Source organism: Kocuria salina (assembly GCF_013368965.1).
Classification (GTDB): domain Bacteria; phylum Actinomycetota; class Actinomycetes; order Actinomycetales; family Micrococcaceae; genus Kocuria; species Kocuria rosea.
This window is the reverse complement of record NZ_SSSF01000001.1, coordinates 698,290-723,482: the sequence shown is the minus strand read 5'-3', so window position 1 is coordinate 723,482 and position 25,193 is coordinate 698,290. Positions and strand designations below refer to the sequence as shown.

The window sequence follows — 25,193 nt, the reverse complement described above, 5'->3', positions numbered from 1 at the left end:
CCCGGTAGCGTCCACGGACTTCTCCGAGACGGCCCGCGAGCCGGCCGTGCCCCTGCTGGGCACCGGTCGGATCGCGGGCCGTCTCGGAGAAGTCCGCGAAGCCTGCCTCCCCTGAACGGACGGCCGTGCGGCGCACGCTGAGGTGAACGACTCCTCGCTCCCAGGTGAATCACTGTTGAACAGGTTACGAATCGGTACTAGGGTTCTATGCACCCGAGAACCGTTTGATGTCAAGGGCGTTCGGCGACCACGCGCGCACCTGGAACGCGAGGTGGTGCCATGTCCGATCGAAATCTTCACGTGATCCGCCGGGTCGGCGCTGTCCTGGGACACGTCCTGGTCTACGTCCTCATCTGGGCGGGGCTCGCGCTGCTCATCGCCGCCGCCGGCATCCGGTACTACTGGGGCGAGATCTCCGTGGGCCAGATGCTCCTGAACCTCGTCTCCGTGGAGATGGACGGCGGGGGCGGAGCCATCGTCTGGATGGGCATTCTGGGGATCGGCGTGGTCCCCCTGCTCCTCACCGCCGGGATCGCCCTGTGGCAGCACGTCCGGCGCCGCAGGCGCCACCACCACGGCCACGACCCGCGCCCTCGCCGCACCCGGTGGATCATGCGCACCCTCACCACCGCTGTGGTGGGCACGCTGGTCATCGGCGGCACCACGGCCTTCGCCACCACGGTGGGCGTGCGGGACTACATCAGGGCGGGGAACTCCGAGTACGACCTCGGCGACTACTACACGGCGCCGGCCGTCACCGGGGATCAGGACCGGCGCAACCTGGTGCTGATCTACCTCGAGTCCGGCGAGCAGACCCTCGCCAACGACGAGCACTTCGAGAAGGACGCCTTCGCCCCGCTCAAGGAGGTCACCGAGGCCTCGGACGGCTGGCAGAGCGTGGCGGACCTCCAGCAGTACCGGGGCGGGGGCTGGACCATGGCCGGTCTCACCGCCACGCAGTGCGGCATCCCGCTGAAGGGCATGGGCTCCGCCGCGGACAGCGGCGCCCTCAACGAGCTCGGCGGGGACGTGGAGACCTACCTGGGCGGCACCACCTGCCTGGGCGACGTCCTGGACGAGCACGGATACCGCAGCGTCTTCCTGGGCGGCGCCAACGCCTCCTTCGCCGCGAAGGACACCTTCCTGAGCAGCCACGGCTACGACGAGGTCAAGGACCTCTCCGACTGGCGCGCCGCCGGTGACCCGGAGGAGAGCTTCCGCGGCGACTGGGGCCTGAGCGACGGACGCCTCATGGCCCACGCCGCGGACAAGATCGACGAGCTGCACGCCGAGGCGGAGCAGACCGGCCGGCCGTTCAACCTCTCCGTGCTGACGCTGGACACCCACGAGCCGGTGCACATCTACGACTACTGCACCGTGGACACGGAGAACGAGGTCACCTCCGCGTTCTTCTGCTCCATGACCCAGGTGGCCGGATTCGTCGAGCACATGGAGGAGCAGGGCTACCTCGAGGACACCGCCGTGGTGATCATGGGCGACCACCTCAAGCACATGAGCGCCGGCGACGCCTTCCACGAGCAGCTCGACCACCACGACAACCGCACCATCTTCAACCGGATCTGGGTCCCGGGTGTGGACGGGGGCAGCACGCCGCGCCCCGGAGTGGACCAGCTGAGCATGTACCCCACGCTCCTGGAGGCCGCCGGCCTGACCCTGCAGGACCGTGCGGCCGGGCTGGGCGTGTCCGCGTTCGCCCCGACGGTCCCGGAGGACTCGGCGCAGGCCATGGAGCCGGAGCTCTACGCCGAGCTGCTGGACTCCCGCTCCGCGCCGTTCTACGCGGAGGCCTGGGCCGGCGAGCCCGGCGCCGAGTAGCGCTGTCCCGCCCTCTGCCCGGCGGCGGAGTCCCGCTCCGTCATCTGTCCGCCGCCCTGGGTGGCCCGCCCGCCCCGGCCTAGACTGGTGGCCCCGGGGGGGGTCGCATTCCAAGGAGCGTGCATGATGGCCTTCATCCAGCTGATCGAATACACCACCTCGAAGCCGGAGGAGGTGGCCGGGGTCGTCGCGGAGTGGGAGCAGGCCTCGCAGGGGACGCGCACGGCCCGCCGCGTCCTGCTGACGCGAGACCGCAAGGACCCGAGCCGCTACTACGAGATCGTCTCCTTCGACTCCTACGAGTCCGCCATGGAGAACTCCGAGCTCCCGCAGACCCAGGAGTACGCCGGGAGGATGCGCGAGCTCATGGACGGGGAGCCCGTGTTCCACGACCTCGACGTCGTGGAGGACCGCGAGCTCTAGGGCATGTCTATTTAATCAGGTCAGCGGTTCTGAGACGCTGGAGGCATGTCGCGTACTGCTGTGCTGACCGATGACCAGTGGGAACTGATCGAGCCGCTGCTGCCGTCCTCGGCGGGAAAGCGCGGCCGGCCGTTCCGGGAGGGGCGCACGGTGATCGAGGGGATCATCTACCGCTACCGGTGCGGGATCCCCTGGCGTGATCTGCCCGAGCAGTTCGGGCCCTGGCAGACGGTGTGGAAACGCCACCGCCGCTACAGCGCGGACGGGACCTGGGACAAGGTCCTGGCCGCGCTGCTGGGCGAAGCCGAGAAGATGGCGCTGATCGACTGGGCGGTGTCGGCGGACTCCACCATCAACCGCGCCCACCAGCACGCCACCAACCTCTCCCGCCACACAGGGGGACCGGCCGAACTACACGAATCCGCTGCTCGAGCCCGCTGACCACGCCGTGGGCCGCTCCCGCGGAGGGCTCTCCACCAAGGTCCACGCCCTGGTCGACGGGGCCGGGCGGCCGATGGTGGTGCTGGTGGGACCGGGCCAGGGCGGGGACGCCCCGATGTTCGCCCCCCTCATGGCCCACCTGAAGGTGCACCGGGGTGGGCCCGGCCGGCCCCGGACCCGCCCGCAGAAGCTGCGCGGGGACAAGGCATACTCCTCCCGGGCCATCCGCGAGCACCTGCGGTCCCGGGGCATCACCGCGGTGATCCCGGAGAAGGACGACCAGGCCGCCCACCGCCGACGACGCGGGTGCGCCGGCGGACGACCCCCGAACTTCGACGCCGAGGACTACAAGGGCCGCAACGTCGTCGAACGCTCCTTCAACATCACCAAGCACTGGCGCGCACTGGCCACCCGCTACGACAAGCTGGCGATCACCTACCGGGGCGCAGTCGTGCTGCGCGCGGTCACCCTCTGGCTCCACGACCTATAAGGAGACATGTCCTAGTCCCCTCACCGGGACCGGTGGGCCTCACCCACCGGTCCTGCTCTGCCACGGCCGGTGGGAGGGTCTCAGGCGGTCGCGGGCGGCACTGCCCGGCGCTGCAGTCCCCGCCGCCGGCCGAGCAGGATCAGGACGGCCGCGACGGCGGCGATGACGAGCATCGGCGCCAGTATGAACGGCCCGCCCACGCCGGCGGAGCGGTCGACCGCCTCGCTCATCTGCCCCGTGAGCGTGGAGACGAGGAAAAGCACCACGTTGTTCGCGGCGTGCACGAGCGCGGCCGCCTCGAGCCCGCCCGTGAAGTGGGTCAGCAGCGACATCGCGACCCCGAAGACGAAGTAGTACGCGATGAGCCACCCGTCCGAGGCGAAGTGCGCGAGCGAGAAGGTGGCCGCGCTCACGAGGGTGCCGAGCACGAGGGACGGGACCGCCCCGGAGACCCACGAGCCCGCCGCGCGCTGGATCACCCCGCGGAACATGTACTCCTCGGCCGCCGCCTGCAGGGGCGTGGTGAGCAGGACGATCGCGAGGAAGGCCCACGCGGTCGCGTCCAGGGCCAGCGGCCCCGGGGCCTCGAGGAGCGCCACCACCGCCGCGTAGGCCACGAACAGGGGGAGGACGACGACGGCGGCCCGCCCCAGCCAGCCCCACCGGAAGCGACCCTCCACCGCGTGCAGGGTGCCGACCGGCTGCCGGTGCAGGTACCGGTGCAGGACCACCGCGACGGCGGCCGAGGCGATCAGCGCCAGGTTGGTGGCCAGCAGCAGCACCGGGGTCATCCCGATCTGTCCGCTCGCGAGCTCGTCCGTGCTCATGGTGCCCCGCAGGAGCTCGATCGCCACGGCCCCGAAGGACACCACGACCGAGATCAGCAGGATCGCCGCACTCACGGTCAGGATGCTGACGAGGCCCTTCCACCAGCGGTTGCGGGGCGTCCGGTAGAACTCCGAGTGGGTGAGCGGCGCCGTCGTCGTCGGACCGCCGGGGCGCGGGGGTCCGCCGTGCCGGTGGGCGTCCGCGGACGGGGCACCGGTCTGCCAGGGCGCCGGCCGGGGCGGAGGGTACGAGGTCATGTCCACAGGGTAGTTCTCGGGCCGTCCCAGGGAATCCACCCCGAGGTGGAGGCCGGTGGGTCCATCGCCGTGGACGGGGGGCGCCCCGGGATCAGGCCTGCTCCTCCCCGAAGACGTGGCCCCGCTGCTCGGCGTAGAACTCCGCCTCCGCGGGCTCGGGCCGGTCCTGGCCGTTGAGCAGCCGGTGCCAGAGCGGGTAGTAGGCGGGCAGCTGCGACGCCGTGGTGATGCGGTCCCGGGCCTCCTGCGGCAGCGTCAGCTCGGCGGCGTCGAGGTCCTCCGTGAGGTGCTCGAACCTCCGCGCGGCGATCACGGTGCCGTCGATGCCCGGGCGGCCCAGGATCCAGGAGATCACCACCTGGGGGATCGTCCAGCCGAGCTCCCCGGCGATCTCGCCGAAGAGCTCGATCAGGTCGTAGGCGCGGTCCCGGTCCACCACGTGGGGCTCCGGCCAGCCGGTGCCCTGGCGGGTGTCGGCCGGGGTCTCGGCGCCGCGGCGGACCCTGCCGTTGAGCAGCCCCTCGCCCAGCGGGCTCCAGCCGAAGGTCGCGATCCCGAGGTCCCGGGCGGCCGGGACGATCTCGTACTCGATCTCCCGGGCCTCCGGCGTGTAGTACGCCTGGTGCGCGATCGGGCCCTGCAGCCCCGCCGCCCGGGCCTCGTAGACCGTCTTGGCCAGCTGCCACCCGTTGTAGTTGGACACGCCCCAGTACCGGATCTTCCCGGCCCGGATCAGCTCGTCGGCGGTGGCAATGGTCTCGGTGATCGGGGTCTGCCCGTCCCACTGGTGGATGTAGAGCAGGTCCAGGTGGTCGGTCCGCAGCCGCTCGAGGCTGTCCTCGACCGCGCGGGTGAGGTGGAGGCGGCTCGCGCCGCCGTCGTTCGGGCCGTCCCCGGTGGGGGTCCGCGCCTTGGAGGTGAGGACGACGTCGTCCCGCCGGCTCCCCAGGATCTCGCCCAGGACGCGCTCCGAGTCCCCGGCGGAGTACAGGTTGGCGGTGTCGATGAAGTTCACGCCGCGGTCCAGGGCCTCGTCGACCTGGCGGCGGGCCTCGTCCGGGCCGAGGCCCGCGATCTTCTCGAACCCTCCGCCGGAGCCGAAGGGGATGGTGCCCAGGGCCAGCCGGGAGACGTAGAGGCCGGAACTGCCGAGTCGGGTGTACTCCATGGGGGGGAACTCCTCTGGTCGTGATCGGTGCTGGTGGTGCCTGCCGGTGCTCCGGAGACGGTCGGCGGGCCGGGCCCCGGGGCACGGTGTGGCACAACGACGGACTGGTGCTCAGGAATTCCTGGACCGGGCCTCGGCGGTGGTCAGCCCGTGGGCCAGCGCCGTGAACTCGCGCACCGTCCCGGTCCAGTCGCCCAGGAGCGCCCAGAGGTCCAGGCCCTGGTGCCGGCGCTCCTCGAGCCGGTCCGCCAGGGCGGCGAGGACCGCCGCGCGCAGCTCGGTGTTGATGTTGATCTTGCCGATGCCCGCCAGGGGCGCGCGGACCAGCATGGTCTCGGGGATCCCGGAGGCGCCGTGCAGCACGAGGGGGGTCCGGTCGGCGGCCTCGCAGATCTGCTCGAGGAGGCTCCAGTGCAGGCGCGGGGTGCCCTGGTAGTGCCCGTGCACGTTGCCCACGTTCACGGCCAGCAGGTCCGCCCCGGACGCGGCCAGGAAGCCGGGGACCGCACCGGGGTCGGTCATGGCGCCGGCCGCGGAGGTCCGGGCCGTGTCCTCGTCGCCGGGGAGGCTGCCGAGCTCCGCCTCGACCACCACGTCGGGGCCCGCCAGCTCGCGGGCGCGGGCGACGAACGCGGCGTTCTCGGCGTGGGGCAGGGCGGAGCCGTCGGCCAGGACGGCGTCGGCACCGGCCGCCACGGCCTGCTCGACGAGCCCCAGGTCGACGGCGTGGTCCAGCTGCACGCACACGGGGGTGGCGGCGTCGTCGGCCAGGTGGCGCAGGGCGGTGACGAGGCGCCGGCCCCCGCTCCCGGCGGCCGCCTTCGGCGGGACCAGGAGGATCACGGGGCGGTCCGCGCGCTCGCTGGCGGCCACCACGGCCTGGGCCGTGGTGAAGTCGTAGGTGCTCAGCGCCGGCACGGCGGTGCGGGCGTCGAGGGCGGAGGTGACGACGTCGAGCAGGTTGGCGCGCACGGGCACAGTCCTTCGTCAGGTGTCGTTCAGCGGTCGGCCGGGGAGAGGTCCCCGAGCACGTAGGTCTTCAGGTCGGCGAGCGTCTGCTGCATGTGCTCGTCCATGGCCTGGCGGGCCCGCACCGGGTCGGCGGAGCCCAGGGCGGCGACGATCCTGCGGTGCTCGGCGATGGCGTGGGCCTGGATCTCGGGCACCCGGGAGGTCTGGGCCCGCCGCTCCTCCAGCACCCGGTGCAGCGGTGCGAACAGGACGGCGATGAACACGTTGCCGGAGGCCTGCAGGATGCGCTCGTGGAAGCGCAGGTCGGCGCGCACGAAGGCCGCCACGTCCTGGGCGCGGTGGGCGTCCTCCATGGCGTCGGCGTCCCGGGCCAGCCCGGCCAGCTCGGCGGCGGACAGCCGTCCGGCCGCCAGCTCGCAGGCGCCGGCCTCCAGGAAGCGGCGCAGCTCGATCAGCTGCACGGCGGCCGCCGCGTCGTCCTGCCCCTCGGAGACCGCCCGGATGACCGCGTCCAGGGACGCCCACTGGGACACGGGGTTCACGAAGGTCCCGCGTCCGCGCTCCACGCGGAGGATGCGCTGGGCGCCCAGGGTCTTGACCGCCTCCCGCACCGTCATGCGGCTGACCTGGTGCTCCGCGCTGAGGTCGATCTCACCCGGCACCACCGAGCCCGGGGGGAGGTCCCCGGCGACGATCCGGTCGAGGAGGGCGTCGGCGACCTGGTCGACCAGGGACGGGCGGGCCATGGTGCTCCTCTGCGGTGAGGTGGACGGCGAAGGGCAGCTCCTGCGCGCTCCGCCCGTGACAGGGGATCCTATCAACCAGCGAATGTCAGATGTCCGAGCTGCCGAGGGACGACTCCCCCGCCGCGCGCGGCATCCCTGCCGTTGACCACGTGTCACACGACACATAGCATGTCTGACATCTTACAGGTGGAGTGTCGGTTTGGAACCGACCGGGACCTGAGGACCGTCCTGACCGCTCCCCGAGAGGAAGTCCCCGCATGACCGTTCCCCGGACCCTGCTCGTGCTCGACGACGACCCGACCGGCTCCCAGTGCGTCCACGACGTCGACGTCGTCCTCGAGCTCGACCCCGCCCCCGTGCTGGACGTCGTCCGGCACCCCGGGCGCACCTGCTTCGTGCTCACCAACAGCCGGGCCCGGCCCGAGGCCGAGGCCGTGGCGATCAACACCGAGCTCGTCTCCGCGGTGCTGGAGGCCCTCGCCGCCGAGCACCTGCCCCTGCCCCACCTCGTCTCCCGCAGCGACTCCACGCTGCGCGGGCACGTCATCGCCGAGCCGACGGCCCTCGCCGACGTCCTCGCCCGGCACGGGGTGGCCGTCGACGGGTTCCTCCTCGCCCCGGCCATGCTCGAGGCCGGCCGCTACACCGAGGACGACGTCCACTACGCGGTCCTGCAGGGCCGCCCCATGCCCGTGGGGGAGACCGACTTCGCCGCGGACGCCACCTTCGGCTACTCCTCCTCCGACCTCAAGGACTTCCTCGTGGAGCGCTCCGGCGGGACGCTGGACCGGGACGCGATCCTCTCCATCGGCCTGACGGACATCCGCTCCGGGGGCGTGGACGCGGTCGCCGGCATCCTGCGCCGGGCCCGGGACCGGGCCTGGGTGGTCGTCAACGCCACGGAGTACGCGGACCTCGACACCGTGGCGCAGGCCCTGGCCGTCCTCGAGGCCGAGGGCCGCACGTTCGTCACCCGGTGCGGCCCGTCCTTCGTGCGCCCCCTGGCCGGGCTGACCGGCTCGCGCGAGCTCGGCCCGGAGGACATCGTGGTGGGCCCCGGGCGGCTGCCGCACGGACTCGTGGCGGTCGGCTCCCACGTGGGGCTCACCAACCGCCAGCTCGCCGAGCTGCGGACCCGCCGCGACCTCTTCGAGGTGGAGCTCCACGTGCCCACCCTGCTCGACGACGACGCCCGCCCCGGCTACGTGGCCGACGCCGTCGAGCGGATCACCGAGGCGCTGCGGACCAGCGACGCGGTCGTGTGGACCAGCCGCGAGCTCGTGCGCACGGACGACCCCGACGAGTCGCTGGCCATCGCCCGCTCGGTCTCCGACGCGCTCGTGGAGGTCGTGCACGGGGTGGCGCAGGCCCGCCCGGCGTGGGTCGTGGCCAAGGGCGGGATCACCTCCCACGAGGTGGCCCACCGCGGTCTCGGCATCCGCCGGGCCACCGTGGCCGGCCAGTTCTTCCCCGGCCAGATCTCCATGTTCCAGCCCACCGACGCCCCGGACACCACCCGGGGCGGGCCCTACGTGGTCTTCCCCGGCAACGTGGGCACCGAGAGCGCCCTCGCCGACGTCGTGGAGGTCCTCGACCGGGCCGCCGCACACACCCGCACCTCTGACTCCCAGGAGAACCCGTCATGAGCACACCCCTGTCCGTCGGCTTCCTGGGACTGGGCGCCATGGGCGCCCCCATGGCCCTCACCCTGGCCCGCGCCGGCTTCCCCGTCCGCGGCTTCGACGTCTCCCCCCGCGCCGGGGAGGTGGTGGGCGACGCCCTGGAGCTGCTGGCCGACCCCCGGGAGGCGGCGGCCGGCGCGGACGTCGTCGTCGTCATGGTCGCGACCGGGGCGCAGCTGCACGACGTCCTGTTCGGCGAGCGCGGCATCGCCGACGCCCTGGACCCGGACACGGTCCTGCTCGTGATGGCGACCGTCGGCCCCCAGGCCGTGGAGTCCGCCGTGCAGGGCCTCGAGGGCCGCGGTGTCCGGCGGGTCGTCGACGCCCCGGTGTCCGGCGGCACGGCGCGCGCCGCCACCGGGGACCTGCTCGTGATGGTCGGCGGCGCGGACGAGGACGTCGCCGCGGTCCGGCCGCTGCTGGACGCGATGGCCGCCAACGCCCCGCTCGTCGGCCCCCGGGTGGGCGACGGGCAGCGGTTCAAGGTGGTCAACCAGCTGCTGTGCGGGGTGCACATCGCCGTGGCGGGCGAGGCGCTGGCCCTGGCGGACTCCATGGGCCTGGACCCGGCGCAGTGCCTGGAGGTCCTCTCGACCGGGGCCGCCACGTCCTTCATGTTCGAGGACCGCGGGCCGCGGATGCTGCAGGGCGAGCAGGCCGAGGTCCGCTCCGCCCTGGACATCTTCGTCAAGGACATGGGCCTGGTCACGGACGCCGCCCGGGCGGTCGCCCAGCCGGTGCCGCTGGCCTCGGCGGCCGAGCAGCTCTACGTGCGCGGCCGCCGCGAGGGCCACGGCCGGCACGACGACTCCTCGGTCTTCGACATCCTCCGCTCCCGGTAGGGCGCGCTCCGCGGGGACGGCGGGCGGCGCGGTTCAGTCCGCGCCCGCCGCCGGGGCGGCGATGAGCTCGTCCTTCATGTCGGTCACGGCCGCGCGGATCGCGGTCATGACCGCCCGCACGGCGGGCCGGCGCAGCAGGTCGGCGCGGGAGACCACCCAGTACTCCACGGGGAACCACAGCTCCTGGGGGAAGAGCCGGACCAGGTCCCCGGCCCGCTCGGCGAGATAGCAGGGCAGCAGCCCGACCCCGGCGCCCGCCCGGGTGAGCTCCACGTGCACCACGGAGGACGTCGCGCCCACGCCCTGGCGCATCCGCGGGAACCGCCGGCGCGGGATGTCCAGCTCCGCGACGTCCTGCATGGAGTCCACGAAGTAGATGAGCGGGTGCTCCTGCACCTGGTCGGGCGTACGGATGGCCGGGTGGGCGGCCAGGTAGTTCCGGGAGGCGTAGACGCCCAGCGAGTAGTCGGCCAGGTGGAAGGCCTCCTTGCGGGAGACCTCCGGACGCCCGACGACCACCTCCAGGTCGATGCCCACCGGATTCGTCTGCGCCCGCCGTGCCGCGTTGATCATCTCCAGCCGCACCCCGGGGTGCTCCTCGATGAGCCGCCGCATGGCCGCGCCCATCACCACGCCGCCGAAGCCGTCCGGGGCCAGCGCCCGCACCACGCCGTTGACGGTGCTGCCGCGCCCGCCCGCGCCGAGCGGGAGGGAGCCCAGCGCCGCCTCGATCTCCTCGCCGGCGGCCACGAACTTCCGGCCCAGCTCGCTGGGCTCCCACATCTCCCCGGTGCGCACGAGCAGCCGGGCGCCCACGGTCTTCTCGAGCGCCGCCATCCGCCGCGACACGGTCGTGTGACTGAGCCCGAGGTCCGCGGCGGCGCCGGCGTAGGAGCCGTGGCGGACCACCGCGAGCAGCAGCAGGAGGTCGTCGGCACCGTGCGACAAGGGGCTTCTCCTCCCGGGGGCTGGACCGGCCCGGGGGAACGCACACGTCCGGGCGGCATGTGCATTTTTGCACAGGCGCCGCGAGCGCATGGTCATTGTGAAGCGCACCACATATCCGCACACTGTAGGCAAACATTGTGACCACCGTCACCGTTTCCCCAGCAGGAGGAGAACCACATGAGCACCGAGGACAGGGTCGCCGCGTCGGCGGACCCGAACGACTCCCCCGAGAACCGGGGCGGGCTGAAGAAGGTCGTGGCGGCCTCGATGGCCGGCACGGTCGTGGAGTGGTACGAGTTCTTCCTCTTCGCCACCGCGTCCACCCTGGTCTTCGGCCAGCTCTTCTTCGTGGACACCGGCAACCCGCTGGACGGCATCCTCAAGGCGTTCCTGATCTACGCGGTCGGCTTCATCGCCCGCCCGCTGGGCGGCATCGTCTTCGGCCACTTCGGCGACAAGTACGGGCGCAAGCACCTGTTGCAGATCTCGATCGTGATGGTCGGCGCCGCCACCTTCCTGATGGGCTGCCTGCCCGGCTACGACCAGATCGGGTACTGGGCCGCGGCCATGCTCGTGGTCCTGCGCTTCGTGCAGGGCTTCGCCGTGGGCGGTGAGTGGGGCGGGGCCGTCCTGCTCGTCGCCGAGCACTCCCCGAACAAGGAGCGCGGCTTCTGGTCCAGCTGGCCGCAGGCCGCCGTGCCGCTGGGCAACCTGCTGGCCACCATCGTGCTGCTCTCCCTGTCCTTCACCCTCTCCGAGGAGGCCTTCCTCGCCTGGGGCTGGCGCGTGGGCTTCTGGCTCTCGGTCGTCATCGTGGCCATCGGCTACTACATCCGCACCCACGTGACGGACGCCGCGATCTTCAAGGAGGCCCAGCAGGAGGTCGTCGAGAAGAAGTCGGCCGCCTACGGCGTGGGCGAGGTCTTCCGCCGCTACCCCCGCGGCGTCTTCGGCGCCATGGGCCTGCGCTTCGCGGAGAACATCCTCTACTACGTGGTGGTCACCTTCTCGATCACCTACCTGTCGACCCAGCGGGACGTGGACACCAGCCGGATCCTGCTCCTGCTGCTGATCGCCCACGTGATCCACGCGATCTGCGTGCCGCTCGTCGGCCGGGCCACCGACAAGGTGGGCCGCCGCCCGATGTACGCGGCCGGCGCCGTCCTGGGGGCGTTCTGGGCGTTCATCGCGTTCCCGATGTTCAACACGGACAACAGCTTCATCATCCTGGCGGCCATCACCATCGGCCTGATGATCCACGCGCTCATGTACGCCGGGCAGCCGGCCATCATGGCCGAGATGTTCCCCACCCGGATGCGCTACTCGGGCGTCTCCCTGGGCTACCAGGTGACCTCGATCGTGGCCGGCTCGCTGGCCCCGATCATCGCCACCGCCCTGCTGCGCGAGTTCAACTCCTGGGTGCCGATCGCGATCTACATCGCCATCGCCTGCCTCATCACCCTCTTCGCGGTGTGGACGCTGCGCGAGACCAAGGGCATCTCCCTGCAGGACATCGACGCCGAGGACCGGCGCCGGCTCGCCGAGGAGAAGTCCGCCGAGGACCGGACCTCCTGATCCCCGACCTCCGCACCCACCCGCGCCCAGCGGCGGACCGGTCCCCCGGTCCGCCGCTGGGCGCGCTGTGCACGACCCCCAGCTCCCGACACCCTCGACACCTTGCAGAAGGGACTCCCCGATGACCACCATCACCTGGATCGGCCTCGGCCACATGGGCAACCCGATGTCCGCCAACCTCGCCAGGGCGGGCCACGACGTCCGCGGCCACGACGTCAGCGCCGACGCCATGGCGGCCGCCCGCGACCGCGGCGTGCAGACCTTCGACACGCTGGAGGAGGCCCTCCAGGGCGCCGACGTCGTGTTCACGATGCTGCCCAAGGGCGAGCACGCCCGCGCCGTCTACCTCGGCGACAGCGGCGTGATCGCGCTCGCCCCGAAGGACGCGCTGCTCATCGACAGCTCCACCATCGACGTGGAGACCGCGGAGGAGCTCCACCGGGCCGCCGAGGACGCCGGCTTCCGCTTCGTGGACGCGCCGGTCTCCGGCGGGATCAGCGGCGCGGCCGCGGCCACCCTGACCTTCATGGTCGGCGGGAAGCCCGACGTCGTGGAGCAGGCCCGGACGTTCATCGAGCCCATGGCCCGCAAGATCGTGGCCACGGGCCACGCCGGCACGGGCCAGGCCGCCAAGATCGTCAACAACATGATGCTGTTCATCTGCCTCGAGGCCTGCGCCGAGGGCTCCGTGCTCGCCGACCGGCTGGGCCTGGACCCGCAGGTGTTCTGGGACATCGCCTCGGTGTCCTCGGGCAACTCCTGGGCGCTGCAGACCTGGTACCCCGTGCCCGGCATCGTGGACTCCGCCGCGGCGAACAAGAACTTCGAGGCCACCTTCAGCGCCGCCCTCGCCGCCAAGGACGCCGGCCTGGCGCTCATGGCGGGCGAGCAGACCGGCGTGGAGCTGCCCGCCGCGGAGCTCGTGGCGGAGAGGCTGCAGCAGCTCATCGACGAGGGGCTCGGGGACAAGGACTGCTCCCTCATCACCAAGTACGCCGCGCCGGACGGGAAGATCCCGGGCTGGGACCCGGACAAGGCCTGAACGGCGCAGAGACCACCACGACCGAGGAGGACACCATGCAGAACACCAAGCAGGACGCCGAGGCCCGCGCGCAGCAGGACGCCGAGCGGGGCGCCCAGGACCCCGGGACCACCGGCGCGGTCATCGAGCACTTCATCGACGGGAAGCGCCACGGCGGGCCCGGGCGCACCGCGGACGTCTACAACCCCGCGACCGGGCAGGTGGCCAAGCAGGTGCTGCTGGCCTCCGCCGAGGACGTCGCCACCGCGGTGGAGGCCGCCGAGCTCGCCCTGCCCGGATGGCGGGCCACCGGACTGTCGAAGCGCTCGGCGATCATGTTCAAGGTCGAGAACATCATCCGGGAGCGCACCCCGGAGCTGGCCGCCATCATCACCGCCGAGCACGGCAAGGTCCTCTCGGACGCGGCCGGCGAGGTCGCCCGCGGGCTGGAGAACGTGCAGTTCTGCGCGGGACTGATGCACCACATGAAGGGGGAGTTCCTCGAGCAGGCCGCCACCGGGGTGGACGTGCACCAGACCCGCCAGCCGGTGGGCGTGGTCGCCTGCATCACCCCGTTCAACTTCCCCGCCATGGTCCCGCTGTGGATGATCACCACCGCGATCGCCGCCGGGAACACCGTGATCCTCAAGCCCTCCGAGCGGGACCCCTCGGCGGCGGTGTGGATCGCCGAGGCCTTCGCCGAGGCCGGGCTGCCCCCGGGGGTGCTCAACGTGGTGCACGGGGACAAGGAGGCCGTGGACGAGCTGCTGACGAACCCGCTGGTCAAGGCCGTGTCCTTCGTGGGCTCCACCCCCATCGCCCGGTACATCTACGAGACCTCGGCGCAGCACGGCAAGCGCGTCCAGGCCCTGGGCGGGGCGAAGAACCACATGGTGGTCATGCCGGACGCCGACCTGGACGGGGCAGCCGACGCCGCGATCTCGGCCGCCTACGGCTCCGCCGGGGAGCGCTGCATGGCGGTCTCGGTGCTCGTCACCGTGGGGGACGTGGCCGACCCGCTGATCGAGCGGCTGAAGGAGCGGATCGCGAAGCTGACCATCGGGGACGGCACCGACCCGGCCTCCGAGATGGGCCCGCTCATCACGAGGGCGGCCCTGGACCGGGTCAACGGCTACGTGACCGGGGCGGAGGCCGAGGGGGCGACCGTCGTCGTCGACGGCACGCAGCAGGAGTTCGACGGCGAGGGGTTCTTCACCGGCGTCTCGCTGCTGGACCACGTGAAGCCGGGGATGAAGGCCTACGACGAGGAGATCTTCGGACCCGTCCTGTCCGTGGTGCGGGTGGACACCTACGAGGAGGCCGTGCGGCTGATCAACACCAACCAGTTCGCCAACGGGGTGGCAGTATTCACCCGCGACGGCAAGACGGCCCGGCAGTTCGAGTTCGAGATCGAGGTCGGCATGGTCGGGGTCAACGTCCCCATCCCGGTGCCGATCGGCGCGTTCTCGTTCGGCGGCTGGAAGAACTCCCTGTTCGGCGACACCCACATGTACGGGCCGGAGGCGTTCAACTTCTACACCCGCCGCAAGCTCGTGACCACGCGCTGGCCCGAGCCCTCGGAGTCCCAGATCAACATGGGCTTCCCGACCCACTGACGGGCCCGCCGGGGGTCCCGGCCACGACGACGCCGGTCCCCGCCCTCGGTTCGGAGGGCGGGGACCGGCGTCGTCGTGGCCCGGTCAGTTCTTGAGGCCGTCGCCGATGTTGCGGGCGCCGGCTCAGGCGCCCCCGGGTCCGGGGTGCCGGCAGTCCTCGACGTGCTCGTGGAGCTGCCGCTCGTCGACGGCCTCGACCGCCTCGGCCATCGCGTGCAGGAAGGCGGTCACGGTGGCGGCCTCCTCGGCGGACAGATCCCGGGCGGCACGGAGCATCCGCTCGTGCATGGCACCGAGGGTGGAGCGGACCTCGCAGTCGGCCTCCTGGGTGGCCACGATCACCAGCGCCCGCCGGTCCGTGGGGTGGGGGCGGCGGGCCACGTGGCCGCTGCGGGAGAGCCGGTCCAGCAGCGTGGTGGTGGAGGCCGAGGAGATGCCCAGCTTGCTCGCCAGGTCCCGGGGGCTCATGGGGGTCCCGGCGCGGTCCGCCTCCAGCAGGTAGCGCAGGGCCAGCACGTCCTTCTCCCCCATGCCCATGGAGTCGCGGGTGCGCAGCCGCATGGCGGACTCGGCCGCCCGGTAGGCCCGCAGGGCCTCGAGCACCTGCACGGCCGGAGGACGGTCGCCCTCGGCGGCGTACCAGTAGCCGGACGAGGTGCGGGGATGTGCGGTCATGCGTCCAGTGTAGGTGATCTACAAATCAGATGAACTGATAACTAGACAATCTAGTAATACTGCTGTTCGATGGGATCGTGTGGTCCTGTGAGGGAGCGCACGCCGTCGCAGAGGAACACCGCAGGGTACGTGAGGAAGAGGTCGGAAGATGAGCCAGCAGCTGCACCCCGGATCCACCGTCGAGACGACAGAGCACTCCCCCCTCCGGGCGGTCCGGAACGACCCCGGGGCGGTTCCCGCCGCCCCCGTGCACTGCGGCGAGCCCATGCCGGTGCGCACCCTGGACTTCGCCGAGGTGCAGGACCACGTCAACCACGCCGTGGCGCAGGCGGCGATCGACGGCCGCCGGGTGCACGCCTGCGCCTGCGGCTTCCTGCAGGAGACGTCGGCCCCCGGAGGCACGGTGCCCTCGATCGTCCCCGACGGCGAAACGATGCTGTTCCGCCCGTTCTTCACCCGGAGGGTCCTCGCCGCGGCCGGACGGGTCGAGAACGCCGAGTGGTCCTTCGACCAGGCCCTGGCGGACGCCGGGCCCCTCGCCGCCCCGGACGCCCAGGAGCAGGCCCGGCGCCTGTGCGCCTTCGAGGCCGGTCTCGAGGCCGAGCGCTGGCGGCTGGACCAGGCCCTCGAGTCCCTGCGCGACGAGCTCCGCCTGGCCGTGCGCCACGGCGTGCCGATCACCCTCCTGGCCCGCGAGGCGGCCCTCGACGAGGCGGACGTGGTGGACCTGCTGCACCTGGGCGACATCCCCGCCGACGCCCGCGCGAACTCCTCCGCGAACTCTCCGGCGACCTCTCCCGCGGACGGGACCGGCCGCGCGCTCGCCGAGGCCTGCTGAGCCTCCTGGCCGCGCGTGCCGGGCCGCTACGCTGGAAGGGCCCCGCAACGCCGCCGCGCCCCGGAAGGACGCCCGTGAAGTCGATCGTCGCGACCCTGCTCGTCCTGGCCCTGGTGCTGACCTCGGCCGGGGCGCTGCTGACCACCGTGGACGCCCAGGAGTGGCTGCCCGTCGTGGTGCTCGCGGCCCTCGCCTACCTCGGGACGTTCACCCTGTACCGGCGCGTGCGGGACCGCTGGGCCGAGCGCTACGCCGACCGCCGGGACTGATCCCGGCGCGAGCGGCGCCACGACCGCCACGCCCCGGTGGACCACAGGGCCCACAGCACGAGGAGCGGCTGGAACAGCAGCCGCAAGGCCCGGGCGCGGTCGGTGTCCAGGCCGAAGGCGTCCGTGCGCGTGAGGTACTGCGAGACGTTGCCCGGGAACACGGCCACGAAGAACGCCGCGGCGAGCCACCCGAGCAGCACCCGCCGCCGGGGCAGGACCACCAGCGCGGCGCCGAGGACGATCTCCGCCACCCCGGAGCCGAGCACCACGGCGTCGTCGGGCACGGGCAGCCACTCGGGCACCTGGGCCGTGAACTCCTGGCGGGCCACCGTGAGGTGGCTGATCCCGGCGCCGAGCAGGACGAGCCCGAGGAGCACCCGGGCGATCGTGCGCGGCAGGGAGGCGGCCGGTGCTGCCGGCCGGGCGGAGGAGGTCATGCCCGCAGATTAACGCAGATCGGCAGGGCGGGCTCAGGCGCGGTCGAAGTCCGCCTTGCGGATCAGCCCGTGCACCCCCACGGTGCGGTCCACCACCTGGGAGATGGCGAAGTCCGCGGCGGCCGAGAGGTAGGCGTAGGCCACGGCGCGCTCCATGCCCTTGTCCTGCTCGAGGAAGTCGAGGGCGTTGAGCACGGCCCGGCGCATCGCCACGTCGAGATCGGAGTTCTGCTCCCCGCCGGCCGCGCCGTCCGGGTCGGAGAGCCCGATCGGGATCCAGTGCTCGTCCGTCTCCGCGAACGGGTAGGAGTGGGCCACGGAGGGCGCGTCCCCCTCCCCGGCCTTGCAGACCGTGAGCCGGAACGTGCCGCGCAGCGAGCCCTCCATCGCGGTGAGCGCCACCTCGCCGTCGCCCATGGCCATGTGCGGGTCCCCCACGTAGAACAGGGCGCCGTCCGTCTGCACGGGCAGGTAGAAGGTGGAGCCCACGCCGAGGTGGCGGATGTCGATGTTGCCGCCGCCCAGCGTCGGCGGGATCGAGTTGAGCAGGTCGTCGGTGGGCCCGGAGCCCTGCTGGTATGCGACGCCCATCATGCCCATGAACGGGCGCAGCGGGAACCGCACGGCCCCGCCGGCCATGACGCCCTGACCGTGCTCCACCGGGGTGAACGTGGAGACGTTGCCGTACTCCTGCGGGTTGCCCGTGGACCGGCCGTCCGTGCCCACCGCCGGCAGCACGTCCTCGACGAGGATGTCGGCCACCGGCCCGCCGCGGGCGGGGCCCGGCAGCGCGCCCTTGCCGTGGCGGCTCGAGACCACACCGTACGGCACGCGCAGGTCGGCGTGCAGGGTCTCGATCTTCAGGACGTCCCCGGGCCGCGCCTCCTCGACGAACACCGGGCCGGTCACCACGTGCGGGCCGTCCCGGTCGAAGTCCCGCTCGGTGCGGTCGTAGTCGCGGGCGATCTCCACCGCGTCGTCCAGGACCCGGGCGCGGGAGACCCCCTGCGCGCCGAAGAACTCCACCGGGTCCCGACCCTGGTCCTCGAGGATCCCCTCGTGGGAGACGGCGTCGATGGTGACCGTGCGCCCCGAGCGCATGCGCAGCGAGGGCTCGGCGTCCACGGACGGGACGTAGCCCCACAGCACGCTGTCCACGTCCGAGGGCAGGTAGTGGTCCCCGGGGATCCTGCCCTTCCCGGGCTGCAGGACGGAGCCCCGGAAGCCGGGGCGGCCGCCCTTCGGGTGCTGGGCGCCCATCGGGACGGCCGCGGAGACCGCGCCGACCCCGGTGCCGGTGACCGCACCGGCGGCGGCCACGGCGGTGGCCGCCCGGAAGAAGGTGCGCCGCCCCAGACCCCGCTGGAGTTCGTCGGCGGCGCGGCGGGCGAAGTGCTCACTCATGGGTGTCTCCTGCGGTCAGGGGCGGCTTTCTCGAACGCCTACGACCATAGGGAGAGCGTGTTTCCGGTTCGGGGTCCCCGTGTTTCCGGGCCGTGACGGCGAGCGCCGAGGGCGGGAGCGGGGGTTGGACAGGTCACCGGGCGCCCCGGCCGTGGTGCTACCGGCGGCGACAGCCCGACCTCGTTGTCGGGACCGCGCACGGACGCCCGCGTGACCTGCGTCACCCACAGTAGGGGTTACCGGGGGGTCCGGCATGTCCCATGCGAAATATGACGGTTACGAATGCACATCGATCGGGGCGGGTCGGCGGAACCCGTGGCGAGGTGCTGATTCAGCGGAAGTCGGCCTTGCGGATCCGGCCGTGGGCGCCCGCGGAGCTGTCCTCCAGCCGGGTGACGGCGAACTCCGCGGCGCTGGAGAGATAGGCGTGGGCGATGGGCCGGTCCATGCCGCGGTCCCGGGCCAGGAAGTCCACCCCGGCCCGCACGGCCTGCTGCATGGCCGCGGTCAGGCAGAACGTCTGCTCGTCGGCGTCCTCCGTCCCGGAGCGCCCGACGACGATCCAGTGCTCGTCGGTCTCGGCGAACGGCTGCCGGTGCGCCACGGCGGGCACGTCCTGGGCGCCGGTCCGGCACACGGTCACCCGGAAGGTGCCGCGCAGGGGCTGCCCGGCCGCGCCGAGGGCCCGGTGGAGCTCCCGGGGGCAGAAGGCGGCCCCGTCCGCACGGACCGGCAGGTAGGCGGTGCACCCGGTTCCGAGCGGAGCGCCGGACGCGCCGGGGTCCGCGACCCGGAGCACCTCGACCTTGAGCGCGTCTCCGGAGCGGGCCGCCGGCAGGAGCACCGGGCCCGTGACCACGTGCGGGCCGAGCCCGTCGAGGGCGGGGACGTCGTGGGCGGGGACGTCGTGCCCCTCCTCCGCCGGGGGTGCCGCGGGGGTCTCGGCCGCCGGGCGTCCGTCCTGCGCGGGACCCCCCGGCTGCGGGCGCTGGAGGCCTGGGACGCCCAGGCCGGACGAGGGGTGGGCGGCCCGCGCGGCCGCGGCGCGGGCCCGGGCGGCGTCCTCGGGGTCCGGCTCGGCGCGGAGGGGCTCGGGGCGGGCGGGGGCGGCAGCGGTGCCGCCGACCACCCGGAGGACCGGCCGCCGGGCGTGCGGCACCACGGGCGCGGGTCCTGGTCCGGCGTGCTCGGTCATGGGCTGCTCCTTGGGGGCGGGGCGAGCGGTTCAGCTCCGACGGTAGGAAGTGCGTGTTACTGCATCGGGCACGTCGTGTTTCCGGAGCATGACGATCCTCATAACGAGACGAAGCATGCCACGGACGGGCGGGCAAGCCCCACAAATGACAATTGCGACGCCGGCACTCCCGTGCTGCCCCTCGCGCACGACCTAGTCTGGCCGGATGGAAGTCCACAAGGCCCAGGCGTTCCTCGCCGTCGCGGAGGAGCTGCACTTCGGCCGCGCGGCAAAGCGCCTGCACATGGCGCAGCCGCCCCTCAGCCGCCTGATCCGGCAGCTGGAGTCCGAGCTGGGCGCCACCCTGTTCGAGCGCAACACCCGCCACGTGACCCTGACGCCGCAGGGCGAGGCCCTGCTCGAGCCGGCCCGGGAGCTGGTGATGCTCGCGCAGCGCATGAAGGACGTGGTCCGGAAGTCCCAGGCGGGCGAGACCGGGCGGGTGCGGCTCGGCTTCGCCGGGGCCTCGGTGAACCAGGCGGTGGGCGAGCTGGCGCGCCAGGTCCGGCGCCGTCGCCCCGGGATCAGCCTGGAGCTCTACAGCTCGCAGTTCTCCTACCTGGGCCTGGAGAAGGTCCTGGACGACTCCCTCGACATCGTGATCGGCCGGTGGGACTTCCTGCCCGCGGAGATCAGCTCCCGGCTGGTCGCGCTCGAGGAGCTGCTCATCGCCCTCCCGGAGAGCCACCCGCTGGCCGTCCGCGAGACGGTCGACGTCGAGGACCTCGCCGGGGAGGCGTGGATCGTGCTGCCCGGCGGGGCGGGGGCCACGCTGCCCAACCGGCTCAACACCCTGGCGATGAACGCGGGGTTCGTCCCGCGCATCGTCCAGGTGGCCCCGGACTCCTGGACGCTCGTGGTCCTCGTGGGCGCCGGGATGGGCATCTCCCTCATCCTCTCCAGCGTCCGGGACAACGTGCCGTCCCGGGGCGTGGTCTACAAGCCGCTGACGCAGGAGCAGAAGCCGGTCGAGGTCCGCCTCCTGTGGCGCCGCGGGGACGCCAACCCGGCGCTGCAGTCCGTCATCGAGATCTCCGAGACGGTGTTCCCCGCGCCCGGGGGCCCGCTGCCCGCCCCGGCGACCGGCACTCCGTGACCCCCGCCCCCTCGCCGAGGGGGGGTGCTCAGCTGAAGGCCGAGACGCCGGTGATGTCCCGGCCCACGAGCAGCGCCTGGATGGAGTCGGTGCCCTCGTAGGTGGAGACGACCTCCATGTCCGTCATGTGCCGGACGACGTGGTTCTCGAGCAGCAGCCCGTTGCCGGCCAGGAGGTCCCGGGCCTCGTTGCAGATCCACTTGCCCTTCTGCGCCGTGGCCATCTTCACCATCGAGGCCTGCGCATTGGACAGCTGACCGCGGTCGGCGAGCTCGGCCATGCGGTCGCAGAGCAGCTGCATGGTGGTGAGCTCGCTGAGCATGTTGGCCAGCCGCGACTGGACCAGCTGGTAGCCGCCGATGGCCCGGCCGAACTGCTGCCGTGTCGCGGCGTAGTCGGCGGCGATCTCGAAGGCCGCCATGCCGTGGCCGACCGCCTCCCACGCGGCGCCGCCGCGGGTGGCCTGCAGCACCCGGGAGACGTCCTTGAAGGACCGGCAGTTCTCGAGGCGATTGCCCGCCGGGACCCGCAGGCCCTCGAGCACGATGTCGGCCTGCTGGATCGCGCGCTTGCCGACCTTGCCCGTGATCACCTCGGGCCGGTACCCGGCCGGGTGGTTGCCCTCGGCGTCCTTCTCCACCACGAACGCGTTGACCTTCCCGTCCTCGGTGTTGCGCGCGAACAGGACGACGACGTCGGCCGCGTCCCCGTTGCCGATCCACCGCTTGTGCCCGTCGATCACCCACTCCTCGCCCTCGCGGCGGGCGGAGGTCTCCAGGGCCACGGAGTCCGAGCCGTGCTCCGGCTCGGTGAGCGCGAACGCCCCGGTCTTCTCCAGCCGCGCCATCGCCGGCAGCCAGCGCCGCTTCTGTTCCTCGGACCCCAGCATGTTCAGCGCCCCCATGCACAGGTTGCCGTGCACGCCCAGGAACGTGTTGATGCTGCCGTCGGCCCTCGCCATCTCCCGGGCCACCATGCCCGCGGCCTTGCGGGACATCCCAGGGCAGCCGTAGCCCTGGATCGTGGTGCCGATGATGCCCAGCTCCGCCAGCCCGGGCACCAGCTCCCAGGGGAACTCGGCGCGCTCCCAGTAGTCGTTGATCACGGGCAGCACGCGCTGCTGGGCGAACTCGCGGACCCGGTCCCGGATCGCGATCTCCTCGGGCGTCAGGTCGTCGTCGAGCCGGAAGTAGTCGGAGGTCGCGGCGCCCGCGCGGACGGCGGCCGGGGCCTCGGTCGAGGGGGCGCTGGAGATGGTGGTCATGGTCGGTCCTTTCGTCGGCGGGTCCCAGGACCCGCGGTGGTCGGAGTGGTCGGTGGTGCCGGGCGTTCCCGGCGGGTGGCCCGCAGGATCGCGAGCAGTCCCAGCGCGGTCAGGGCGACCGCGGGGAAGACGAGGAGCGAGGCGCCGGTGGCCCACGCCAGGGAGACCCCGGAGTAGCCCACGGCCATCGCGAGGAAGCGGACCATGTTGTGGATGCCGATCGCGGTCCCGGAGCCCCCGGCGGGCGAGAGCAGGAGCTCCGTGGCCGCCGCGCTCTGGGCGAAGGCGATGCCGGTCCCTGCGAGCACGAGCCCCAGGACCACCAGGGACACGATCACCCAGTGGGCCACTCCCAGACCGGACGAGACCATGGCCAGCGTGACCACCGGGGCGGCGACCACGAGGATCAGGACCCCACGGCCGAGCTGGACGCCGCTGCCGTGCCGGCGGCCCACCCGCGCCGCGACGGGTCCCGCCGCCGTCATGGCGAGCGCCAGGGTGAAGACCACGGCGCCGATCCGGGCCGGGCCCAGGTCCAGGTCCGAGGCGAGGAACAGGGGCACGGCCACGATGGCCACCGCCATGGACCCCATCGCCAGCCCCGCTCCGGCCGCTGCCGTGAGGTAGGCCGGGTCCCGCAGCAGGGCCGGGTCCAGCAGGGGCCGCGGGGACGTCGCCCCGGACGCGGCCCGCCGGGCCCGGCGCCGGCAGAGGTGGGCGAACAGCCACCAGCCGAGCACCGCGCAGACCGCGCTCGCCGCCGCCCAGGACCAGGGGCCGGACTGCCCGGCCAGCACCACGGCCGCGGCCGTCGAGCCGCCGCCGAGGACGAGCCAGACCATCGCGGCCACGTGCATCGGCGGGCGCCGCCGCCCGATCCGGGGCATGAACGCCACCAGGAGGACCATCAGCACGAGCACCAGCCCGGCGTGCACCACGAAGACCCAGCGCCAGCTCAGCGCCTCGGTGAGGACACCGCCGAAGGGCGGGCCCACAGCCTGGCCCACGCCGATGGCGGAGGCCCACGCGCCCATGGTCTGCGCGGTCCGCTCCGGCCAGGTGGTGACCAGGGCCGCCTGCACGCAGGGCGGGATCGCGCTGCACGCCGCGCCCTGCACCATCCGGGCGAGCACGAGCGACTCCATGCCCGCCGCCGCGGCCGCCGTGAGCTCCGCGAGGACCATGACGCCCAGCGCCGAGATCAGGAAGGTCTTGACCCCGAGCCGGTCGCCGAGCCAGCCGGCGAGCGGGACGGCGGTGGCCATGGCCACCGTGAAGGCGCTCACGGCCAGCACCGACTGCTGGGCCGTCATGCCGAGGTCCGTCTGGATGACGTACAGCGGCGCGTTGATCACGTTCGAGGACATCGTGCCCATCGCCGTGGTGGCCAGCAGCGCCGGATAGGCGATCCGCCGCGCCCGCAGGGCGGGCCGGCCCCTCCGGAACGCGGTCATGCACGCACGGTCACGGAGTCCGGCTCCGGCTCCGGGACGACGACGCCCTCCAGGGCGGCCCGCACCGACGCCGGCAGCGGGGTGGAGCGGCCCGTGGCCGGGTCCTTCTGCACGAGCACCGTCCGGGCGCGGACCGCGACCTGCCCGTGCTGGACCAGCTCGTAGGCCACCGTGTAGGACGACCGGCCGAGGCGGCAGACCCAGACGCGGGCCGTGAGCTCGGGGCCGTGGTCGATGGAGCGCAGGTAGTCGAGCGTCAGGGAGACCACCACGCGCGGCCGGGCGGGGTCCGGGACGCCGTCCTCCCCCAGCCAGGAGGCGACCGCCGAGAGCCGCGCCTCCTCGATCAGGGTGACCACGCGGGCGTTGTTGACGTGCCGGTTCAGGTCCTGGTCGGACCAGCGCACGGGCAGCACGGTGGTGTGCACGGCGCTCACGACGCCTGCCGGACCGCGGGCTCGCCGCGCTCGAGCCACGCCAGGACTCGGTCCCGGTCCGCGTCGAGCAGCGGCGGGGCCTGCGTGTAGTCGACCGGGGTGCGGCTGAAGTCGACCGGGTGGCGGACCGTGGGGACCTCCCGGCCCCCCGTCCCGGCCAGCACCACCGGGTCCAGGCCGAGGCCCTCCGCGAACCGGACGCCCTCGTCCACCCCCAGGATCGGGGCGCAGGGCACCTTGACCGCCTTGAGCAGCTCGAACCAGTCCTCGGCGTCCCGGGCGGCGAGCCGCTCGATCATCAGCCGGCGCAGCTCCACCCGGTTGGCGTTGCGGGCGGACACCGTGGCGAACCGCTCGTCCTCGGCGAGCTCGGGCGCGCTGAGGCACCGGCACAGCCGCGCGAACTGCCCGTTGTTGCCCACCGCGATGACCATGTCCTTGTCCCGGGTGGGGAAGGGCTCGTAGGGGTAGAGGCTCGGGTGCTCGTTGCCCATCCGGGTGGGGATGCTGCCGCCGGCCACGTAGGCGGCGGACTGGTTGACCAGCCCGGACAGCGCCGAGGTCAGCAGGTTCAGCTCCACGTGCTGGCCCGTCCCGGAGGACTGCCGCTCGTGGAACGCGCCCAGGATGCCGGTGGAGGCGTGCAGGCCCGTGATGACGTCGAAGAGGGCCACGCCGGCCCGGTACGGCTCGCCGTGCTGGCTGCCGGTGAGGCTCATCATCCCGGAGAGGGCCTGGGCCAGGAGGTCGTAGCCGGGCAGGTCGGCGCCGCCGGCGGTGCCGAAGCCGGTGATCGAGGCGTAGACGAGGTCCGGGCGCCAGGCGCTGACGCTCTCGTAGTCGAGGCCGTAGCGCACCAGGCCGCCGGGCTTGAAGTTCTCCACCAGGATGTCCGCCCGGGCGATGATCCGCTCCACGACCGCGAGCTGCTCGGGGTCCGCGAAGTCCAGGGCGATGGAGTGCTTGTTGCGGTTGACCGAGAGGAAGAACGTGCTCTCGCCGTCCCGGTGGGGCGGGACCCACGCGCGGGCGTCGTCCCCGGCGGTGCTCTCGATCTTGATGACGGTCGCGCCCATGTCCGCCAGCAGCATGGTGCAGTAGGGGCCGGCGAGCACGCGGCTGAGATCAGCCACCACCACCCCGGCGAGCGGGCCCGTGCCGGGGCGGCCGAAGATCTCCTGCAGGTCGTGGGCGTCCTCGAACTGGCTCATGTTCTCTCTTTTCGTCGTCGCGTCTCGTC

Annotated in this window: 24 protein-coding genes; 11 read left to right on the top strand and 13 right to left on the bottom strand. The window is 72.8% G+C overall.

The features are described from left to right. The first annotated feature begins 279 nt into the window (after positions 1 to 279). The 3 genes from E7Z53_RS03345 (at position 280) to E7Z53_RS03335 (ending at position 3,190) form a co-directional block, all read left to right on the top strand. On the top strand, positions 280 to 1,836 hold the full coding sequence (locus E7Z53_RS03345) for a sulfatase-like hydrolase/transferase (RefSeq protein WP_176337158.1): 1,557 nt from the start codon (positions 280 to 282) through the stop codon (positions 1,834 to 1,836). Between the two features lie 123 nt (positions 1,837 to 1,959). Further along, positions 1,960 to 2,259 carry a hypothetical protein gene (locus tag E7Z53_RS03340; protein ID WP_176337157.1) on the top strand — a complete coding sequence of 100 codons (300 nt, stop codon included), beginning with the start codon at positions 1,960 to 1,962 and terminating at the stop codon, positions 2,257 to 2,259. Positions 2,260 to 2,304: 45 nt separating this feature from the next. Then, positions 2,305 to 3,190 (top strand): IS5 family transposase gene (locus tag E7Z53_RS03335; protein WP_217905343.1). Its coding sequence is split into 2 segments (ribosomal slippage): positions 2,305 to 2,667 and positions 2,669 to 3,190, totalling 885 coding nucleotides; the frame shifts between segments, so codons are not numbered across the junction. Positions 3,191 to 3,270: 80 nt separating this feature from the next. On the opposite strand, the gene E7Z53_RS03330 is transcribed toward E7Z53_RS03335, so the two are convergent. From E7Z53_RS03330 to E7Z53_RS03315, 4 genes are all read right to left on the bottom strand, one after another. Next, positions 3,271 to 4,275, bottom strand: a complete 1,005-nt coding sequence (locus tag E7Z53_RS03330; RefSeq protein WP_176337155.1) for a CPBP family intramembrane glutamic endopeptidase — start codon at positions 4,273 to 4,275, stop codon at positions 3,271 to 3,273. Between the two features lie 91 nt (positions 4,276 to 4,366). Then, on the bottom strand, positions 4,367 to 5,443 hold the full coding sequence (locus E7Z53_RS03325; RefSeq protein ID WP_176337154.1) for an aldo/keto reductase: 1,077 nt from the start codon (positions 5,441 to 5,443) through the stop codon (positions 4,367 to 4,369). Positions 5,444 to 5,554: 111 nt separating this feature from the next. After that, positions 5,555 to 6,415 carry a class II fructose-bisphosphate aldolase gene (locus E7Z53_RS03320; RefSeq protein WP_176337153.1) on the bottom strand — a complete coding sequence of 287 codons (861 nt, stop codon included), beginning with the start codon at positions 6,413 to 6,415 and terminating at the stop codon, positions 5,555 to 5,557. A 26-nt stretch (positions 6,416 to 6,441) separates the two neighbouring features. After that, positions 6,442 to 7,161, bottom strand: a complete 720-nt coding sequence (locus tag E7Z53_RS03315; RefSeq protein WP_176337152.1) for a FadR/GntR family transcriptional regulator — start codon at positions 7,159 to 7,161, stop codon at positions 6,442 to 6,444. A 257-nt stretch (positions 7,162 to 7,418) separates the two neighbouring features. Here E7Z53_RS03315 and E7Z53_RS03310 point away from each other — a divergent pair, with 257 nt between their 5' ends. Both E7Z53_RS03310 and E7Z53_RS03305 read left to right on the top strand, forming a co-directional pair. After that, on the top strand, positions 7,419 to 8,807 hold the full coding sequence (locus E7Z53_RS03310) for a four-carbon acid sugar kinase family protein (RefSeq protein ID WP_176337151.1): 1,389 nt from the start codon (positions 7,419 to 7,421) through the stop codon (positions 8,805 to 8,807). Next, on the top strand, positions 8,804 to 9,685 hold the full coding sequence (locus tag E7Z53_RS03305) for an NAD(P)-dependent oxidoreductase (protein ID WP_176337150.1): 882 nt from the start codon (positions 8,804 to 8,806) through the stop codon (positions 9,683 to 9,685). The genes E7Z53_RS03310 and E7Z53_RS03305 overlap by 4 nt, the downstream gene beginning before the upstream one ends. A gap of 33 nt (positions 9,686 to 9,718) precedes the next feature. Here the strand turns inward: E7Z53_RS03305 and E7Z53_RS03300 are convergent, their stop codons facing one another. Beyond that, positions 9,719 to 10,633, bottom strand: a complete 915-nt coding sequence (locus tag E7Z53_RS03300; RefSeq protein WP_176337149.1) for a LysR family transcriptional regulator — start codon at positions 10,631 to 10,633, stop codon at positions 9,719 to 9,721. Positions 10,634 to 10,810: 177 nt separating this feature from the next. Here E7Z53_RS03300 and E7Z53_RS03295 point away from each other — a divergent pair, with 177 nt between their 5' ends. The 3 genes from E7Z53_RS03295 (at position 10,811) to E7Z53_RS03285 (ending at position 14,845) form a co-directional block, all read left to right on the top strand. Then, complete coding sequence (locus E7Z53_RS03295; protein WP_176337148.1) at positions 10,811 to 12,208, top strand: MFS transporter; 1,398 nt, start codon at positions 10,811 to 10,813, stop codon at positions 12,206 to 12,208. Positions 12,209 to 12,329: 121 nt separating this feature from the next. Further along, positions 12,330 to 13,250 (top strand): 3-hydroxyisobutyrate dehydrogenase, encoded by a 921-nt coding sequence (mmsB, locus tag E7Z53_RS03290; protein WP_176337147.1) that lies wholly within the window; start codon positions 12,330 to 12,332, stop codon positions 13,248 to 13,250. Positions 13,251 to 13,285: 35 nt separating this feature from the next. Continuing rightward, positions 13,286 to 14,845 carry a CoA-acylating methylmalonate-semialdehyde dehydrogenase gene (locus E7Z53_RS03285; RefSeq protein WP_217905342.1) on the top strand — a complete coding sequence of 520 codons (1,560 nt, stop codon included), beginning with the start codon at positions 13,286 to 13,288 and terminating at the stop codon, positions 14,843 to 14,845. A gap of 123 nt (positions 14,846 to 14,968) precedes the next feature. Here the strand turns inward: E7Z53_RS03285 and E7Z53_RS03280 are convergent, their stop codons facing one another. After that, on the bottom strand, positions 14,969 to 15,520 hold the full coding sequence (locus E7Z53_RS03280) for a MarR family winged helix-turn-helix transcriptional regulator (RefSeq protein ID WP_109269026.1): 552 nt from the start codon (positions 15,518 to 15,520) through the stop codon (positions 14,969 to 14,971). A 148-nt stretch (positions 15,521 to 15,668) separates the two neighbouring features. Here E7Z53_RS03280 and E7Z53_RS03275 point away from each other — a divergent pair, with 148 nt between their 5' ends. Next, positions 15,669 to 16,358 (top strand): hypothetical protein, encoded by a 690-nt coding sequence (locus tag E7Z53_RS03275; protein WP_176337146.1) that lies wholly within the window; start codon positions 15,669 to 15,671, stop codon positions 16,356 to 16,358. 74 nt (positions 16,359 to 16,432) lie between these two features. Then, a complete protein-coding gene (locus E7Z53_RS03270) occupies positions 16,433 to 16,627 on the top strand; it encodes a hypothetical protein (protein ID WP_017831825.1) in 195 nt (64 codons plus the stop codon). Here the strand turns inward: E7Z53_RS03270 and E7Z53_RS03265 are convergent. The 3 genes from E7Z53_RS03265 to E7Z53_RS03255 all read right to left on the bottom strand — a co-directional run bounded on the left by E7Z53_RS03265 (position 16,606) and on the right by E7Z53_RS03255 (position 19,663). Continuing rightward, positions 16,606 to 17,064 (bottom strand): DoxX family protein, encoded by a 459-nt coding sequence (locus tag E7Z53_RS03265; RefSeq protein WP_176337145.1) that lies wholly within the window; start codon positions 17,062 to 17,064, stop codon positions 16,606 to 16,608. The two genes, E7Z53_RS03270 and E7Z53_RS03265, sit on opposite strands and share 22 nt — an antisense overlap. Positions 17,065 to 17,097: 33 nt before the next feature. Continuing rightward, positions 17,098 to 18,468: an acetamidase/formamidase family protein gene (locus tag E7Z53_RS03260; protein ID WP_176337144.1), complete on the bottom strand. Its 1,371-nt coding sequence runs from the start codon at positions 18,466 to 18,468 to the stop codon at positions 17,098 to 17,100. Positions 18,469 to 18,799: 331 nt separating this feature from the next. Next, positions 18,800 to 19,663, bottom strand: coding sequence for a hypothetical protein (locus tag E7Z53_RS03255; RefSeq protein WP_176337143.1), 864 nt, complete (start codon positions 19,661 to 19,663; stop codon positions 18,800 to 18,802). Positions 19,664 to 19,868: 205 nt separating this feature from the next. On the opposite strand from E7Z53_RS03255, the gene E7Z53_RS03250 reads away from it, so the two are divergent. Beyond that, positions 19,869 to 20,798, top strand: coding sequence for a LysR family transcriptional regulator (locus tag E7Z53_RS03250; RefSeq protein ID WP_176337142.1), 930 nt, complete (start codon positions 19,869 to 19,871; stop codon positions 20,796 to 20,798). A 28-nt stretch (positions 20,799 to 20,826) separates the two neighbouring features. Here E7Z53_RS03250 and E7Z53_RS03245 read toward each other — a convergent pair whose 3' ends face one another. The 4 genes from E7Z53_RS03245 to E7Z53_RS03230 are packed head-to-tail and all read right to left on the bottom strand — an operon-like array spanning position 20,827 to position 25,164. Then, positions 20,827 to 22,062 (bottom strand): acyl-CoA dehydrogenase family protein, encoded by a 1,236-nt coding sequence (locus E7Z53_RS03245; RefSeq protein WP_217905341.1) that lies wholly within the window; start codon positions 22,060 to 22,062, stop codon positions 20,827 to 20,829. Continuing rightward, positions 22,059 to 23,516 (bottom strand): MFS transporter, encoded by a 1,458-nt coding sequence (locus E7Z53_RS03240; RefSeq protein WP_035924193.1) that lies wholly within the window; start codon positions 23,514 to 23,516, stop codon positions 22,059 to 22,061. Before E7Z53_RS03240 ends, E7Z53_RS03245 begins: the two co-directional genes overlap by 4 nt. After that, positions 23,513 to 23,953 carry an acyl-CoA thioesterase gene (locus tag E7Z53_RS03235; RefSeq protein ID WP_035924194.1) on the bottom strand — a complete coding sequence of 147 codons (441 nt, stop codon included), beginning with the start codon at positions 23,951 to 23,953 and terminating at the stop codon, positions 23,513 to 23,515. The genes E7Z53_RS03240 and E7Z53_RS03235 overlap by 4 nt, the downstream gene beginning before the upstream one ends. Next, positions 23,950 to 25,164 carry a CaiB/BaiF CoA transferase family protein gene (locus E7Z53_RS03230; RefSeq protein WP_176337141.1) on the bottom strand — a complete coding sequence of 405 codons (1,215 nt, stop codon included), beginning with the start codon at positions 25,162 to 25,164 and terminating at the stop codon, positions 23,950 to 23,952. Before E7Z53_RS03230 ends, E7Z53_RS03235 begins: the two co-directional genes overlap by 4 nt. Positions 25,165 to 25,193 lie beyond the last annotated feature (29 nt).